Source organism: Mycobacterium sp. 852002-51057_SCH5723018 (genome assembly GCF_001667035.1).
Lineage (GTDB): Bacteria > Actinomycetota > Actinomycetes > Mycobacteriales > Mycobacteriaceae > Mycobacterium.
Genome location: NZ_LZIR01000008.1, coordinates 90310 through 104139, shown reverse-complemented (window position 1 = coordinate 104139; position 13830 = coordinate 90310). Strand labels below are relative to the sequence as shown.

16 protein-coding genes and 1 pseudogene are annotated in these 13830 nt (G+C 68.8%); 10 read left to right on the top strand and 7 right to left on the bottom strand.

Features of this window, described 5'->3' with window-relative positions:
- The first annotated feature begins 252 nt into the window (after positions 1-252).
- Positions 253-1779 carry a DEAD/DEAH box helicase gene (locus A5764_RS02890; RefSeq protein WP_067108229.1) on the top strand — a complete coding sequence of 509 codons (1527 nt, stop codon included), beginning with the start codon at positions 253-255 and terminating at the stop codon, positions 1777-1779.
- A 15-nt stretch (positions 1780-1794) separates the two neighbouring features.
- Positions 1795-3009: a hypothetical protein gene (locus tag A5764_RS02885; protein ID WP_067108226.1), complete on the top strand. Its 1215-nt coding sequence runs from the start codon at positions 1795-1797 to the stop codon at positions 3007-3009.
- A gap of 202 nt (positions 3010-3211) precedes the next feature.
- On the opposite strand, the gene A5764_RS02880 is transcribed toward A5764_RS02885, so the two are convergent.
- Positions 3212-4015, bottom strand: coding sequence for a ParA family protein (locus A5764_RS02880; RefSeq protein WP_231989582.1), 804 nt, complete (start codon positions 4013-4015; stop codon positions 3212-3214).
- Positions 4016-4140: 125 nt separating this feature from the next.
- On the opposite strand from A5764_RS02880, the gene A5764_RS02875 reads away from it, so the two are divergent.
- Genes A5764_RS02875 through A5764_RS02865 form a run of 3 tightly spaced genes read left to right on the top strand, consistent with a single transcriptional unit; the run spans position 4141 to position 6402 of the window.
- On the top strand, positions 4141-4752 hold the full coding sequence (locus tag A5764_RS02875) for an acid phosphatase (protein WP_067108220.1): 612 nt from the start codon (positions 4141-4143) through the stop codon (positions 4750-4752).
- A 56-nt stretch (positions 4753-4808) separates the two neighbouring features.
- Entirely contained in the window at positions 4809-5906 is a 1098-nt protein-coding gene (locus A5764_RS02870; protein WP_067108724.1) for an isochorismate synthase MenF, read from the top strand.
- A 13-nt stretch (positions 5907-5919) separates the two neighbouring features.
- Positions 5920-6402: a GNAT family N-acetyltransferase gene (locus A5764_RS02865; protein WP_067108217.1), complete on the top strand. Its 483-nt coding sequence runs from the start codon at positions 5920-5922 to the stop codon at positions 6400-6402.
- Here A5764_RS02865 and A5764_RS02860 read toward each other — a convergent pair.
- Positions 6354-6785 carry a hypothetical protein gene (locus A5764_RS02860; RefSeq protein ID WP_067108215.1) on the bottom strand — a complete coding sequence of 144 codons (432 nt, stop codon included), beginning with the start codon at positions 6783-6785 and terminating at the stop codon, positions 6354-6356. The genes A5764_RS02865 and A5764_RS02860 overlap by 49 nt on opposite strands.
- A gap of 68 nt (positions 6786-6853) precedes the next feature.
- Here A5764_RS02860 and A5764_RS02855 point away from each other — a divergent pair, with 68 nt between their 5' ends.
- Both A5764_RS02855 and whiB1 read left to right on the top strand, forming a co-directional pair.
- Positions 6854-7819, top strand: coding sequence for a diacylglycerol kinase family protein (locus A5764_RS02855; RefSeq protein ID WP_067108213.1), 966 nt, complete (start codon positions 6854-6856; stop codon positions 7817-7819).
- A gap of 281 nt (positions 7820-8100) precedes the next feature.
- The gene (whiB1, locus tag A5764_RS02850; RefSeq protein ID WP_066932419.1) at positions 8101-8355 is read left to right on the top strand and encodes a transcriptional regulator WhiB1; all 255 of its coding nucleotides are present in this window, start codon (positions 8101-8103) and stop codon (positions 8353-8355) included.
- Positions 8356-8427: 72 nt separating this feature from the next.
- Here the strand turns inward: whiB1 and A5764_RS02845 are convergent, their stop codons facing one another.
- Both A5764_RS02845 and A5764_RS02840 read right to left on the bottom strand, forming a co-directional pair.
- On the bottom strand, positions 8428-9930 hold the full coding sequence (locus A5764_RS02845; protein WP_067108211.1) for a sensor histidine kinase: 1503 nt from the start codon (positions 9928-9930) through the stop codon (positions 8428-8430).
- Between the two features lie 58 nt (positions 9931-9988).
- A complete protein-coding gene (locus A5764_RS02840; RefSeq protein ID WP_044512934.1) occupies positions 9989-10204 on the bottom strand; it encodes a biotin/lipoyl-binding carrier protein in 216 nt (71 codons plus the stop codon).
- A gap of 219 nt (positions 10205-10423) precedes the next feature.
- Here A5764_RS02840 and A5764_RS29965 point away from each other — a divergent pair, with 219 nt between their 5' ends.
- The gene (locus A5764_RS29965; protein ID WP_139796895.1) at positions 10424-10498 is read left to right on the top strand and encodes a 50S ribosomal protein bL37; all 75 of its coding nucleotides are present in this window, start codon (positions 10424-10426) and stop codon (positions 10496-10498) included.
- A gap of 12 nt (positions 10499-10510) precedes the next feature.
- Here the strand turns inward: A5764_RS29965 and rsrA are convergent, their stop codons facing one another.
- Both rsrA and A5764_RS02830 read right to left on the bottom strand, forming a co-directional pair.
- Complete coding sequence (gene rsrA / locus A5764_RS02835; protein ID WP_067108209.1) at positions 10511-10813, bottom strand: mycothiol system anti-sigma-R factor; 303 nt, start codon at positions 10811-10813, stop codon at positions 10511-10513.
- Positions 10810-11427, bottom strand: coding sequence for a sigma-70 family RNA polymerase sigma factor (locus tag A5764_RS02830; protein ID WP_369807270.1), 618 nt, complete (start codon positions 11425-11427; stop codon positions 10810-10812). The genes rsrA and A5764_RS02830 overlap by 4 nt, the downstream gene beginning before the upstream one ends.
- Before the next feature lie 349 nt (positions 11428-11776).
- Between A5764_RS02830 and A5764_RS02825 the strand changes: the two genes are divergently transcribed.
- The gene (locus A5764_RS02825) at positions 11777-12625 is read left to right on the top strand and encodes an NAD(P)-dependent oxidoreductase (RefSeq protein ID WP_067108198.1); all 849 of its coding nucleotides are present in this window, start codon (positions 11777-11779) and stop codon (positions 12623-12625) included.
- A gap of 11 nt (positions 12626-12636) precedes the next feature.
- Positions 12637-13123, top strand: a pseudogene (locus tag A5764_RS02820) (YbaK/EbsC family protein).
- Between the two features lie 63 nt (positions 13124-13186).
- On the opposite strand, the gene A5764_RS02815 reads toward A5764_RS02820, so the two are convergent.
- Complete coding sequence (locus A5764_RS02815; protein WP_067108196.1) at positions 13187-13810, bottom strand: HdeD family acid-resistance protein; 624 nt, start codon at positions 13808-13810, stop codon at positions 13187-13189.
- Positions 13811-13830 lie beyond the last annotated feature (20 nt).

The following is a 13830-nucleotide window of genomic DNA, read 5'->3' as shown; positions in this document are numbered from 1 at the left end:
CACTCTAGTCGGCGGAATTAGCACAAAATTGGCGCCAGCTGTCGACCAGCTATCATGCAGGTAGGCAATGGCTGTATTTCCTTACCGCCAGCGCCGGCGAAATGTGCGTGCACAGCTGGCCCGAGCCCGTTCAGACTGGGCAGCGGCCGCGACTCGGCGACGTATCGGAGTCGGAACTCGTGCGCGCGTGACCGCGACAGAGAAACACCGACATGACACCGATACCGTCACCGAAAGGCTTGTCACCCACGTATGACCACACCCACCAGTACAACTGAACTAGCCCCCAAACCAACCTTCGCCGAACTCGGCGTTCGCGACGAAATCGTCCGCGCCCTGGCCGAACAGGGCATCGAAAGCCCCTTTGCTATCCAGGAACTGACCCTGCCGCTGGCGCTCGCCGGCGACGACGTGATCGGCCAGGCCCGTACCGGCATGGGCAAGACGTTCGCCTTCGGCGTGCCGCTGCTGCAGCGCATCACCGCCGGCGCCGACGCCAGGCCGCTCACCGGAGCGCCACGGGCCCTGGTCGTCGTGCCCACCCGCGAGCTGTGCTTGCAGGTGACCGGCGACCTGGCCACCGCGGCCAAATACCTGACCACCGACGATGGCCGACCCGTGTCGGTGGTGTCCATCTACGGCGGGCGGGCCTACGAGCCGCAGATCGACGCGCTGCGCGCCGGCGCCGACGTCGTGGTGGGCACCCCCGGCCGGCTGCTCGACCTCTGCCAACAGGGCCACCTGCAGCTGGGCGGGCTGTCGATGCTGGTGCTCGACGAGGCTGACGAGATGCTCGACCTCGGCTTCCTCCCCGACATCGAGCGCATCCTGCGTCAGATCCCCGCCGACCGGCAGGCGATGCTGTTCTCGGCAACCATGCCGGGGCCGATCATCACGCTGGCCCGCACGTTCATGAACCAACCGACCCACATCCGGGCCGAGGCGCCGCATTCCCTGGCCGTGCACGACACCACCGAGCAGTTCGTCTACCGCGCCCACGCGCTGGACAAGATCGAACTGGTCAGCCGCGTGCTGCAGGCCGAGAGCCGCGGCGCGACCATGATCTTCACCCGGACCAAGCGCACCGCCCAGAAGGTCGCCGACGAGCTGTCCGAGCGGGGTTTCAAGGTCGGCGCCGTGCACGGCGATCTGAATCAGGTCGCCCGCGAGAAGGCGCTCAAGGCGTTCCGCACCGGCGACATCGACGTGCTTGTGGCCACCGACGTGGCCGCCCGCGGCATCGACATCGACGACGTCACGCACGTCGTCAACTACCAGATTCCCGAGGACGAACAGGCGTACGTGCACCGCATCGGGCGCACCGGCCGCGCGGGCAAGACGGGCGTCGCGGTCACGCTCGTCGACTGGGACGAGCTACACCGATGGACGCTGATCAACAAGGCGCTGGGTCTCGAGTCCCCCGAGCCGGCCGAGACCTACTCGAACTCGCCGCACCTGTACGCCGAGCTGGGCATCCCCGCCGAGGCCGGGGGCAAGGTCGGCGTGCCGCGCAAGTCGCCGGTCAAGCGCCGCGACCCCGAACGCGACGGCACGGTTGGCGGCGAGGGGTCGGAGACCGCCCGCAAGCGCTCCCGCGCACCCCGGCGCCGCACCCGCGGGGGCCAACCCGCCACCGGACGTTCCGCCGGCGGCGCGGCCACCAATGGCTCCGGCGGCGAGCCAGCCGCCGAGGCGCCGGCCAGCGACCCCGCAACCAGCCGGCGCCGTCGTCGGCGCCGCAAGCCGACCGAAGCCACCGCCACCGCGCACGCCAACTAGGCGCCGCGCCGAGGCATGGTCAGACCGGAGCGCCGGACCAAGGGCGACATCGTGGCCGCCGCTGCGATCGCGGTCGTCGTCGCCGCAACCGCGTCGCTGATCTGGTGGACCAGCGACGCCCGGGCCACCATCAGCCGGCCCGCCGCCACCCCGGCGCCCGCCCCGACTCCGGCGCGGGACGTGCCGGCCACGCTGAAGCAGCTGTGGACCGCCAGGAGCCCCGCCACCACCGCGCCCGTCCTAGTGAGCGGAACCGTCGCCACCGGCGACGGCCGCCAGGTCGACGGACGCGATCCGGGCACTGGTCAGTCCCGGTGGAGCTACGCCCGCGACAGCGACCTGTGCGGGGTGTCGTGGGTCTACCACTACGCCGTCGCGGTCTACAAGGACGACCGCGGATGCGGGCAGGTCAGCAGCCTCGACGGGGCCACCGGCCGGCGTGGGGCGGCCCGCAGCAGCTACGCCGACCCGAGCGTGCGCCTGTCCTCCGACGGGACGACGGTGTTGTCGGCCGGCGACACGCGGCTGGAACTGTGGCGCTCGGACATGGTCCGCACGCTCGCCTACGGCGAGACCGACGCCCGGGTCAAACCGTCTGCGCGGGGACTGCACTCGGGCTGCCGGCTGGTCTCGGCGGCGGCCAGCTCGTCGGCGGTCTCGGTGCTCGAGAGCTGCGCGGCCCAGGCAGACCTGCGGCTCGTCCTGCTGCGCCCGGGCAAGGAGGACGACGAACCCCAGCAGCAGGTCGTGGCCGAACCCGGGATCGGGCCCGATTCGGGTGCCCGCGTGCTGACCGTCTGGGAGAACAAGACCGCGGTGTATCTGCCGTCACCACGGCCCAGGGTCGAGATCATCGATGACAGCGGCACCACCGTGTCGAGCACGCTGCTGCCCAAGCCGCCGTCGGGATCGGCGGCGGTGTCGCAGACGGGCAATCTGGTGACCTGGTGGACCGGCGATTCGGTCATGGTCTTCGAGGCGAACAGCCTGACGCCGCGCTACACCATCGCCGCGGGCGAGACGACCGCGCCGTTGGGGCCGGGCGTGATGATGGCGGGCCGGCTGCTGGTGCCGGTCACCGGCGCGATCGGCGTCTACGACCCGGTCAGCGGCTCCAGCGAGCGCTACATCCCGGTGAACCGGGCGCCGACCAGGTCGGCGGTGATCCCGGCGGTGTCTGGGACCAGGGTGTTCGAGCAGCGCGGCGATACCGTGGCGGCGTTGGGCTAAGAGCTTTCTTGTGTGTGCGCTCAGGGCGGCGACACGCCGATCGCGGGCACCGTCACTGCACACTCAAAGCCGTCACCGCACACTCAAACGGCTAACTCACGGCGACGACCCGCTGCACCCGGCTGCGCCGCGATGGCGATCGTCTCTAAACCTCGACGGCGACGACCCGCTGCGCCCGGCCGCGCCGCGCTGGCGATCGTCGCTAAACCTCGACGGCGAAGGTCGGCAGCGGTTTGCCGGTTTTCCAGTGCTTGAGCAAGGCCTTCGCCAGCTCGCCGTAGGCCGACGAACCCTTGTTCTTGCGCCCGGACATCACCGACGCCCCCGAGGCGCTGGCCTCGGCGAAGCGCACTGTCCGCGGGATCGGTGGGGCGAGCACCGGCATGCCGTACCGGTCGGCGACGTCGAGCAGCACGTCGCGGGTGTGGGTGGTGCGCGAGTCGTACAGCGTCGGTAGGGCGCCCAGCATCCGCAGCTCCGGGTTGGTGATCTGCTGGACATCGGCGACCGTGCGCAGGAACTGGCCGACGCCGCGGTGCGCCAGCGTCTCGCACTGCAGCGGCACGATGACCTCGTCGGCGGCCGTCAGGCCGTTGAGGGTGAGCACACCTAGTGACGGCGGGCAGTCGATGACGACGACGTCGAACTGATCGGAGAGCTTGGCCAGCGCGCGTTTGAGCGCATATTCGCGGCCGGCCCGCATCAAGAGCATCGCCTCGGCGCCGGCAAGGTCGATGTTGGCCGGCAGCAGCGTCATTCCCTCCATCGTGTCGACCAGCGCCGCGTTGGGCTCGACCTCGCCGAGCAGAACCTCGTGGACGGACACGGGCAGCTTGTCGGGGTCTTGGCCGAGCGAAAAGGTCAAACAGCCCTGCGGGTCGAGGTCGACGAGCAGCACGCGCCGACCCTCGTCCACCATCGCCGCACCCAGCGAGGCAACCGTCGTCGTCTTGGCTACGCCGCCCTTCTGGTTGGCCACCGCCAGTACCCGGGTCTTGGTAGTCACAAGCGCCGCTCCCCTCATCGCTCGGCTCTGCGTCATCGCCGCGCGTTCACAGTGCCCATCCTGGCATGTTCGGGGCCGGGTGCTAAGGGGGACGGGCCGGCAAGTCTGCGGCAGAATCTGTCTTCATGGGCCTGGATAAGCACCGACTCGTACTGCTGCGCCACGGCGAGACCGAATGGTCGAAATCTGGCCAGCACACGGGCCGAACCGACATCGAACTGACCGACACCGGTCGGGTGCAGGCCGAGTTCGCCGGCGGCGTGCTGCGTGAACTGGAACTCGCTGACCCGCTGGTGATCAGCAGCCCGCGGATACGCGCCCTGACCACTGCCAAGCTGGCCGGCCTCGCCGTCGACGACGTGTCTCCCCTGCTCGCCGAATGGGATTACGGCGACTACGAGGGGTTGACGACCGATCAGATCCGCGAATCGGTTCCCGACTGGCTGGTGTGGAAGAACGGTTGCCCCGGCGGCGAGAGCGTGGCACAGGTCAGCGACCGCGCCGACCGGGCCGTCGCGTTGGCGCTAGAGCACATGGGCTCGCGCGACGTGGTGTTCGTGGGCCATAGCCACTTCTCCCGTTCGGTCATCACGCGCTGGGTGGAGCTGCCGCTCATCGAGGGCAGCCGGTTCGGGATGCCCGCCGGCTCCATCGCCGTGTGCGGTTTCGAGCATGGCGGGCGACAGCTCGCTGCGCTGGGATTGACCGGCCGGCCGCAGGCGATCGCGCCCGGGTGAGCGGCGTCCAAGGCGACGATGCGCGCCGCGCGGCGGCGCGAGGAGGAGCCGAGCATCTGGGGCCCGAACCACCGTTCGCGCTGTGCGCTCCGACGGGCACCCTGGTCGCCCAGGGTGTGCGGACCCGCTACGGCGACGTGAGCGCGGCGCAGGCGGCGCTGCGGTCGGGGTCGGCGCCAATAGTGTTGGGCGCGTTACCTTTCGACTTGGAAAGACCGGCGGCGTTGCTGGTGCCCGGCGCCGTGCGCGCGACTGCGGACCCGCCCGACTGGCCGACGGGCCCGCTCCCCGCCGTGCGCGTCGCCGACGCCGTGCCGCCGCCGGCCGACTACCGCGACCGGATCAGCCGGGCCCGCGACGAGCTTGCCTCCCCAGGGAACTCGCTGAGCAAGGTGGTGCTGGCCCGCGCGCTGCGGTTGGCCGCCGATGGCCCGCTGGACGCCCGCGTCATCCTGCGCCGGCTCGTCGCCGCCGACCCGGCCGCCTACGGCTATCTCGTCGACCTGTCCGCCGCCGGTGACGACTACGCCGGCATGGCGCTAGTGGGCGCCAGCCCGGAACTCCTGGTCGCGCGTTCCGGGGACGTGGTTACGTGCCGACCGTTTGCCGGTTCGGCGCCGCGCAACGACGACCCCGAACTCGACGCCGCCAACGGGGCCGCGCTGGCCCGTTCCGCCAAGGACCGCCACGAGCACCGGCTGGTGATCGACACCATGCGCGCGGCGTTGGAGCCGCTGTGCGACGACCTGACGATCGCGCCCGAGCCGCAACTGAGCCGCACCGCGGCGGTCTGGCACCTGTGCACGCCGATCAGGGGCCGGTTGCGCGACACGTCCGCCACCGCAATGGATTTGGCGATGGCGTTGCATCCGACCCCTGCGGTCGGCGGGGTGCCGACGAAGGCGGCGGTCGAGCTCATCGCCGAGCTGGAGGGTGACCGGGGTTTTTACGCCGGCGCCGTGGGCTGGTGTGACGCCGGCGGCGACGGCCGATGGGTGGTCTCGCTGCGCTGCGCGCAGCTGTCGGCGGACCGCCGCACCGCCCTCGCCCGCGCCGGCGGCGGCATCGTCGCCGAATCCGACCCCGACGACGAAGTCGCGGAAACCACAACGAAATTCGCGACGATTTTGAACGCGCTGAAAGTTGAGCGATGAGACAAAACACCCGATGAGACAAAACATCCGCCGCGCCACCCCGCAAGACGTCGGCGATATTACGCGAATGATCCACGCGCTGGCCGAATTCGAACGCGCCGCCGATCAATGCACCGTGACCGAAACGCAAATCTCCACAGCGCTTTTCGATAATCCACCCACCGTGTACGGCCACGTCGCCGAAGTCGACGGCCAGATCGGCGCCATGGCGTTGTGGTTCGTCAGCTTCTCGACCTGGGACGGTGTGGCGGGCATCTACCTCGAAGACCTCTTCGTGCGGCCGGGGTTTCGGCGCCGCGGGCTGGCCCGCGCGCTGCTGGCGGCGCTGGCGCGAGAATGCCTCGCCAAGGGCTATACCCGGGTGTCGTGGGCGGTGCTGAACTGGAACTCCGATGCCGTCGCGCTCTACGACGGGGTCGGCGCCGAGCCGCAGCGGGAGTGGACGACCTATCGGCTGTCCGGCTCGCGGCTGGCCGAGCTGGCGGCCCCGCCCTGATCGCCGCCCGCGGCCCACCGCACGGCCGCGGGACTGAACAGCAAGAAGAGTGCGGCCAGCGCGAGGATGGCCAAGGGAAGGCCGAATGCCGGCTGGTGGGAGCCCACCGCGAGGTACCAGGCCACGGGCAGCAGGAGCAGCTCGGTGACCACCGCGAGGCCGCGGCCCCAGCGCCTGCCGACCACCAGCGCGCGCCCGGCCGCGAGCACCACGGCGCCGACCAGAATGAACCAGAGCGCCGTGCCCAAGCCGTTGACCACCCGCTGGTCGGCCCCGGCGATCCCCCGCACCACCAGCGCCGCCGCCACCACCAGCGCGGCCAGACCCTGCACCGCGACAATCAGGCCCGCGGCACGCACGGCGGAGGGGGCGGCGGGCGTCACAGCGTCAGCTTAGTTTGGCCGCCGTCTGCCCAGCATGGTCTTAATCGCCCCGCCTAAGCTCGTGCATCATGCGCGCCGTGCTGATCGTGAACCCCACAGCCACTTCCACCACCGCAGCCGGTCGCGACCTGTTGGCGCACGCCCTCAAAAGTCGACTCGAGCTCACCGTCGAACACACCACCCATCGGGGTCACGGGCAAGAAATCGCGCAGCAGGCGGTCGAGGACGGAATCGACCTGGTCGTCGTGCACGGCGGCGACGGCACGGTGAGCGGGGCGGTCAACGGGCTGCTCGGCCGCCCCGGCAGCGCTCCCGCGGGCCAGGTGCCGGCCGTCGCGGTGGTGCCCGGCGGCTCGGCGAACGTTCTGGCCCGGTCGTTGGGCATCTCGCCGGATCCGGTCGCCGCCACCAACCAACTCATCCAGCTGCTCGACGACTACCGCCGGCATCAGACCTGGCGGCGGATCAGCCTGATCGACTGCGGCGAGCGGTGGGCGGTGATCAACGCGGGGATGGGCGTGGACGCCGAGGTGGTGGCCGCTGTGGAAGCCCAGCGCGACAAGGGCGTCAAGGTCAACGCGCTGCGCTACTGGCGCGTGGCGATACCCGTCACGGTGGCCTTCAGCCGCCGAGAACCGAGGCTCACGCTGGAACTGCCTGGCCGCGACCCCATCCCCGGAGTGCACTTCGCGTGGGTGTCCAACACGAGCCCGTGGACCTACAGCAACAGCCGGCCCATGGTGACCAACCCGGGGTGCAGTTTCGAGTCGGGCCTGGGGGTCTTCGCCCTGACCGGCATGAAGGTGTTCCCCACCCTGCGGCTGGTACGCCAGCTGCTGGCCAAGGGGCCCAAGGGGACCCACAAGCAACTCGTCCGCGACGACGACGCCCCTTGCCTGAGGGTGACCTCGGTCGATGGGCCCATCGCGAGCCAGTTCGACGGCGATTACCTCGGCCTGCGCCAAACCATGACGTTCCGGGCGGTTCCCGACATGCTGCCGGTTGCCGCCCCGCCCCGCAAGAACCACCCCTGAGCTGCATAAACGCCGGATCGAGCGGCCGCCCAGCAAAAATTTCCGTGGGAAGCGGCCAGCTAGTGTAGTACAACGGTGTAAGGGCTTTAATAAGGATCAATGACGTGAGATAGCCCACCGGAGCAACTCGCACTATTGACATCTGTTGAGCCTGTGAAACGATCGAAAGGTTGCATGCAGAAATTCATGTAGGGGCCACGGACCCTTTTCTTGTGCACGCTTAACAGCCGAAGAAAAAAGGCCGTGCGCCTTGCTGCGCACTCAGTGAGGAGTAACAACTTATGGATTGGCGCCACAAGGCGGTCTGTCGCGACGAGGACCCGGAGCTGTTCTTCCCGGTAGGGAACAGCGGCCCCGCGCTCGCGCAGATCGCTGACGCGAAACTGGTCTGCAATCGGTGCCAGGTGACCACGGAGTGCCTCTCCTGGGCCCTGAACACCGGCCAGGACTCGGGCGTCTGGGGGGGCATGAGCGAAGACGAGCGGCGCGCACTCAAGCGTCGCAACGCCCGGACCAAGGCCCGCAGCGGAGTCTGACCCACTCGGCACACAGTGCGGCCCCGACGAAAGTCGGGGCCGCACTGTTGCGCCCGTACATCCGTGCGGCAACTACAGCAACAGCCGGGTGCGCCGGCCGATCGGCACCCGAAGCACCACGTCGGTGCCGCGCGCGGGCGCTTGACGCATGCCCAGCGTGCCGTCGAGTTCCGCCGACACCAGGGTCCGCACGATCTGCAGGCCGAGGCTGTCCGATTTGTCCAAGCTGAACCCGTCGGGCAGCCCGCGGCCGTCGTCGTGCACAACGACGTCCAGCCAGCGCGCCGCGCGCGCGGCGCGAATGGTGACGGACCCCTCCGGGGCTGCCGGATCGAAGGCGTGCTCGATCGCGTTCTGGACGAGCTCGGTGATCACCATGATCAGCGCCGTCGCACGGTCGGAGTCCAGAACGCCCAGGTCGCCGACCCGGTTGATCCGGATCGGCCGGTCCACCGACGCCACGTCGTTCATGATCGGCAGGATCCGGTCGATGACCTCGTCGAGGTTGACCTGCTCGTCCACTGACATCGACAAGGCGTCGTGGACGAGGGCGATAGACGACACGCGGCGCACCGACTCGATCAGCGCCTCCCGCCCTTCGGCGTTGGCCGTCCGCCGGGCCTGGAGGCGCAGCAGCGCCGCCACCGTTTGCAGGTTGTTCTTCACCCGGTGGTGGATTTCCCGGATGGTCGCGTCCTTGGATATCAGGGCCCGGTCGCGGCGCTTGACCTCGGTGATGTCGCGGATCAGTACCGCGGCACCGGCGCTGGCGCCGTGAACCACCAGCGGCAGCGTCCGCAACAACACCGTGGCGCCGCCGGCGTCGACCTCCATCCGCATGCTCCGGCCGCCGGCCAGCAAGTCCCGCACGTGCTCGGCGACCTCCTGCGCCTCGAACGGGTCGGAGATCAGGGGCCGTGTCACCTCGACGAGATGATGGCCCTCAAGCTCGGACGTGAGTCCCATCCGGTGGTAGGCCGACAGCGCGTTGGGGCTGGCGTAGTCGACGATGCCGTCGACGTCGAGGCGGATGAAGCCGTCGCCGGCGCGTGGGGTGGAGCGCGACATGACCACGTCGCCCACGTCGGGGAAGGTGCCCTCGGCCAGCATGTGCACCAGATCGTCGGCACATTCTCGGTACGCGGTTTCCAGCTGGCCCGAGGGGCGGCCGGCCGCTTCCGCGGTTTGATGCCGCGTCACCACGGCCACCACGTGGCCGCCATAGCGAACCGGGGAGGCCTGGACGTGCGGGCCGGGCGGTTGCCACGAATGCCCTTGGCCCGCAGCGCTTTCCGGCATGACGACGCCGGACTTGAACGACTCGGCGACCACCGGTAGCCGGTCGGCGGCCACGACGCTGCCCACCGCATCGGCTTGCAGGACGGTGGGCGCGGTGTTCGGACGGCACTGCGCCACACACACCAGCACGCCGTCGTCGCGGCGAACCCACATCAGGTAATCGGCGAACGACAGGTCGGCCAGCAGCTGCCACTCCCCCACCACCGCATGCAGGTGGTCCACCGCGTTGCCCGGCAGCATCGTGTGTTCGGCAAGCAGATCACCGAGAGTGGACATCCATTACCCCCGCGTCGTTCCCCAGCGGTAGCTACGAAGGCGCAAGCTTGTTTGGGGGTTAGCTGATGACGGCGATGAGGTCGCCCGCCTGAATGACATCGCCCACCGACACGCTCACCTTGCTGACGGTGCCGTCGACTTCGGCGAGAACCGGGATCTCCATCTTCATCGACTCGAGCAGCACGACGACGTCACCCTTGCCGATTTGGTCGCCCTCGTTGACAACGACTTCGAGCACGCTGGCAACGATCTCGGCGCGAACATCCTCGGCCATCCTCACCCCACTCATTCCGGCCCAAGCGCAGGCTGGCTGCTGGTACATCAAGCTCATGTACATCGAACCACAGGACCGGTCCGGACCGCCGCACGCGGGCCCCTGACGGGCGGGGCCGGGCCGGGGCCACCGCACGCCGTCTTCCGTGAGACACTGGGCGACAACCCAACGGGGCGCGTGGCGCCCGGTTTGACGAGCGATCAACGGAGGTTGAAGACGATGGCCAAGCGTGGCCGCAAGAAGCGTGACCGCAAGTTCAGCAAGGCCAACCACGGCAAGCGGCCCAATTCCTGACGGGGACGACCGCTATTGCGCGCCGCGGATGATCGTGGTCCGCTGAATTTCGAGCCGGAGGCGCTCGCGTAGGCCCTGGGGGGCTTTCTCCCCCTTGCACTTGGTGGCAATCAGCAGCTTGAGCCGTTCCTCGAGCCCGTAGTGCTGGAAGCATCCGGGGCACGCCTCGAGGTGCTGGCGCAGTTTCTCACGCGTGTCGGGGTTGCACTCACCGTCGAGCAGGAGCCAGACCTGACGGATCACCTCGGCGCAGCCGACGTCGCCGTGGGAATGGTCGTTGGGGCACAGGTCGCCAGGGCCGGCGAACTCGCTCATGACGACACCTCCTCGTGCGCCTGCTGACCGCGGGTGAAGCCCCGCTCTTTGGCCACGTCAGCCAGAAGGCCACGCAGCTGACGCCTGCCGCGGTGCAACCGGGACATTACCGTGCCGATCGGCGTATCCATGATCTCGGCGATTTCCTTGTACGGAAAACCTTCGACGTCGGCGTAGTAGACCGCCATCCGGAACTCTTCCGGCAACGCCTGCAGCGCTTCCTTGATCTCGTTGTCCGGCAGCGACTCCAGAGCTTCGACCTCCGCCGAACGCAGGCCGGTGGAGGAGTGCTCGGCGTTAGAGGCCAGCTGCCAGTCGGTGATCTCCTCGGTCGGGTACTCCGCAGGCTGCCGCTGCCTCTTGCGGTAGCTGTTGATGTAGGTGTTGGTCAGGATGCGGTACAGCCACGCCTTGAGATTGGTGCCGGCGCGGAACGACCGAAAGCCCGCATAGGCCTTCACCATCGTCTCCTGCAGCAGGTCCTCCGCGTCGGCGGGGTTTCGCGTCATGCGCAGCGCGCCGCCGTAGAGCTGGTCTAGCAGGGGGATCGCGTCCCGCTCGAAGCGGGCCGTGAGTTCCGCGTCCGTCTCGGCCGGCGGCGCCGGCTCGGCCATTTCTGGCCCCGTCACGCTGTCTCGGCCATCTTCAGAGTCGGCCATTTTGATTAGCCCGGTCCCTTCTGCTGCGACGTCGCCGCACAGCATCGAAAGCGCAACCGGAACCGCAGGTGAACGAGTCAACCGCTCCTCGATCATCGCGCTGCCCAACAGGCTCGTCGCCGTTGACACCGATTGCTCCTCCAATCTAAAGGCTGCCCCCGACAGTGTCTGCCCGGGCCTGCCGCAGGTGCATCAGAAACCAACTTTTTTAACAGCATTAGCAGGTGCGCTCATTCCCGGGCTGCGATCAGGGCCGTGCGGTCCCCGGCTCGGGCCGGTTCGAACAGGGCGTTAGTGTGACGCCATGTCTCTTCAAGGCAAGACCATGTTCATCTCGGGCGCCAGCCGCGGCATCGGCTTGGCGATCGCCAAGCGCGCCGCGCAAGACGGCGCCAACATCGCCCTGATCGCCAAGACCGCCGAGCCGCACCCGAAGCTGCCGGGGACGGTGTTCACCGCGGCCAAGGAGCTGGAGGAGGCGGGCGGACAGGCTTTGCCGATCGTGGGGGACGTGCGTGACCCGGAGTCCGTCGAGTCGGCGGTGGCCAAGACCGCCGAGCAGTTCGGCGGCATCGACATCTGCGTCAACAACGCGTCGGCGATCAACCTGGGGTCCATCACCGAAGTGCCGATGAAGCGGTTCGATCTGATGAACGGCATCCAGGTGCGCGGCACGTATGCCGTCTCGCAGGCCTGCATCCCCCACCTGAAGGGCCGGGAGAACCCGCACATCCTGACGCTGTCGCCGCCGGTGCTGCTCGGCAAGGAGTGGCTGAAGCCGACCGCCTACATGATGGCCAAGTTCGGCATGACGCTGTGCGCGCTGGGCATCGCCGAGGAGATGCGTGAGGCGGGCATCGCGTCGAACACGTTGTGGCCGCGCACGCTGGTGGCTACCGCCGCGGTGCAGAACCTGCTCGGCGGCGAAGAAGCGATGGGGCGGGCCCGCAAGCCCGAGGTCTACTCCGACGCCGCCTACGTGATCCTCAACAAGCCCGCCCGCGAGTACACCGGCAACATGCTGCTGTGCGAGGACGTGCTGGTGGAATCCGGCGTCACCGACTTGTCGGTCTACAACTGCATACCGGGTTCGCAGCTCGGCGTCGACTTCTGGGTGGACGGCGTCAACCCGCCGGGGTACGCGGGGACCTGAAGCGATCCAGCGTGGCACACGCCGCCACCCCGGCCATCGCTGCGCTGGTCGAAGCCGGTGTGCCGCACGAGGTGGTCAAGTTCGATCACGATCCCCGAGAACCCTCGTTCGGCGTCGAGGCCGTCCACGCGCTGACGGAAGGCGGCGTCGCGCCCGGACAGATCTACAAGACCCTGATCATGGCGGTGCCCGGCGGGCTCGCCGCCGCGATACTAGCGGCGTCGGCCCGCCTCTCGCTGAAAGCGGCCGCCGCCGCGCTGGGGCTCGCCAGGGCCGGCATGGCAGATCCCGCCTCCGCGCAGCGGGACACCGGCTATGTTATCGGCGCCATCTCGCCGTTCGGGCAGCGCAAGCGGTTGCCCACGGTCATCGACGCCGGCGCGCTCGCCTGGAAATCGGGTGTACTGCAGCGCGGGGCGCCGCGGCTGGGACGTCGCGGTTTCACCACGGGATCTGGTCAGGCTGACCGGCGCGGTCACCGCCGATATTCAGGCCTGAGGCCGTTGCGGCTCCGCGGGCGTAACGGTACGGCGAGAATCCGCGCTGGAATTCGCCGTGGCGTTACGCCGGCGCGCCCGGCGCCGGCGCGCCCGGCGCCGGCGCGCCGGGCGCCGGCGCTTTCGCCCGGCTCCGTACCTGGAACGCCGTGATGACGTCCACGACGCCGATGGCGATCAGCCAGCAACCGGCGACCAGGGTCAGGACCGCGATCGAGTCAAGCGGCGAAACGATCAGCACCGCGCCGCCGATCACGATGATCAGCCCGGACAGCACCTGCCAGCCGCGGCCCGGCATGTGGTCGAGAGACAACGCCGCGGCGAGCAGGGTCATCCCGCGGAACAGCCAGCTGACGCCGATCCAGATGGCCAAAAGCGTGACCGCCTCGAATTTGTCGCGGAAGCAGAAGAACCCAAGAACCAGCGACACGATGCCGGTAATGAACGTCAACACCCTCATCGCGGCCCCGGCGTGTGTGCCGAATGCGGCGAATACGTAGCCGATTCCGGAAACCACCAAATAGGTGCCGAACAGGACACCGGCCACGAACAGCGTCTTGCCTGGCCAGGCCAGCACGATCACTCCCAAGGCCACCGCCAGGACGCCGATCAGCAGAAGCACCTGCCATGCGCTGCGAGCTATCTGCCGCAGCGGACCTTCGAAAACGGTGTTGTCGCTAATTGTCATGCGAATAATGATTCGCCATT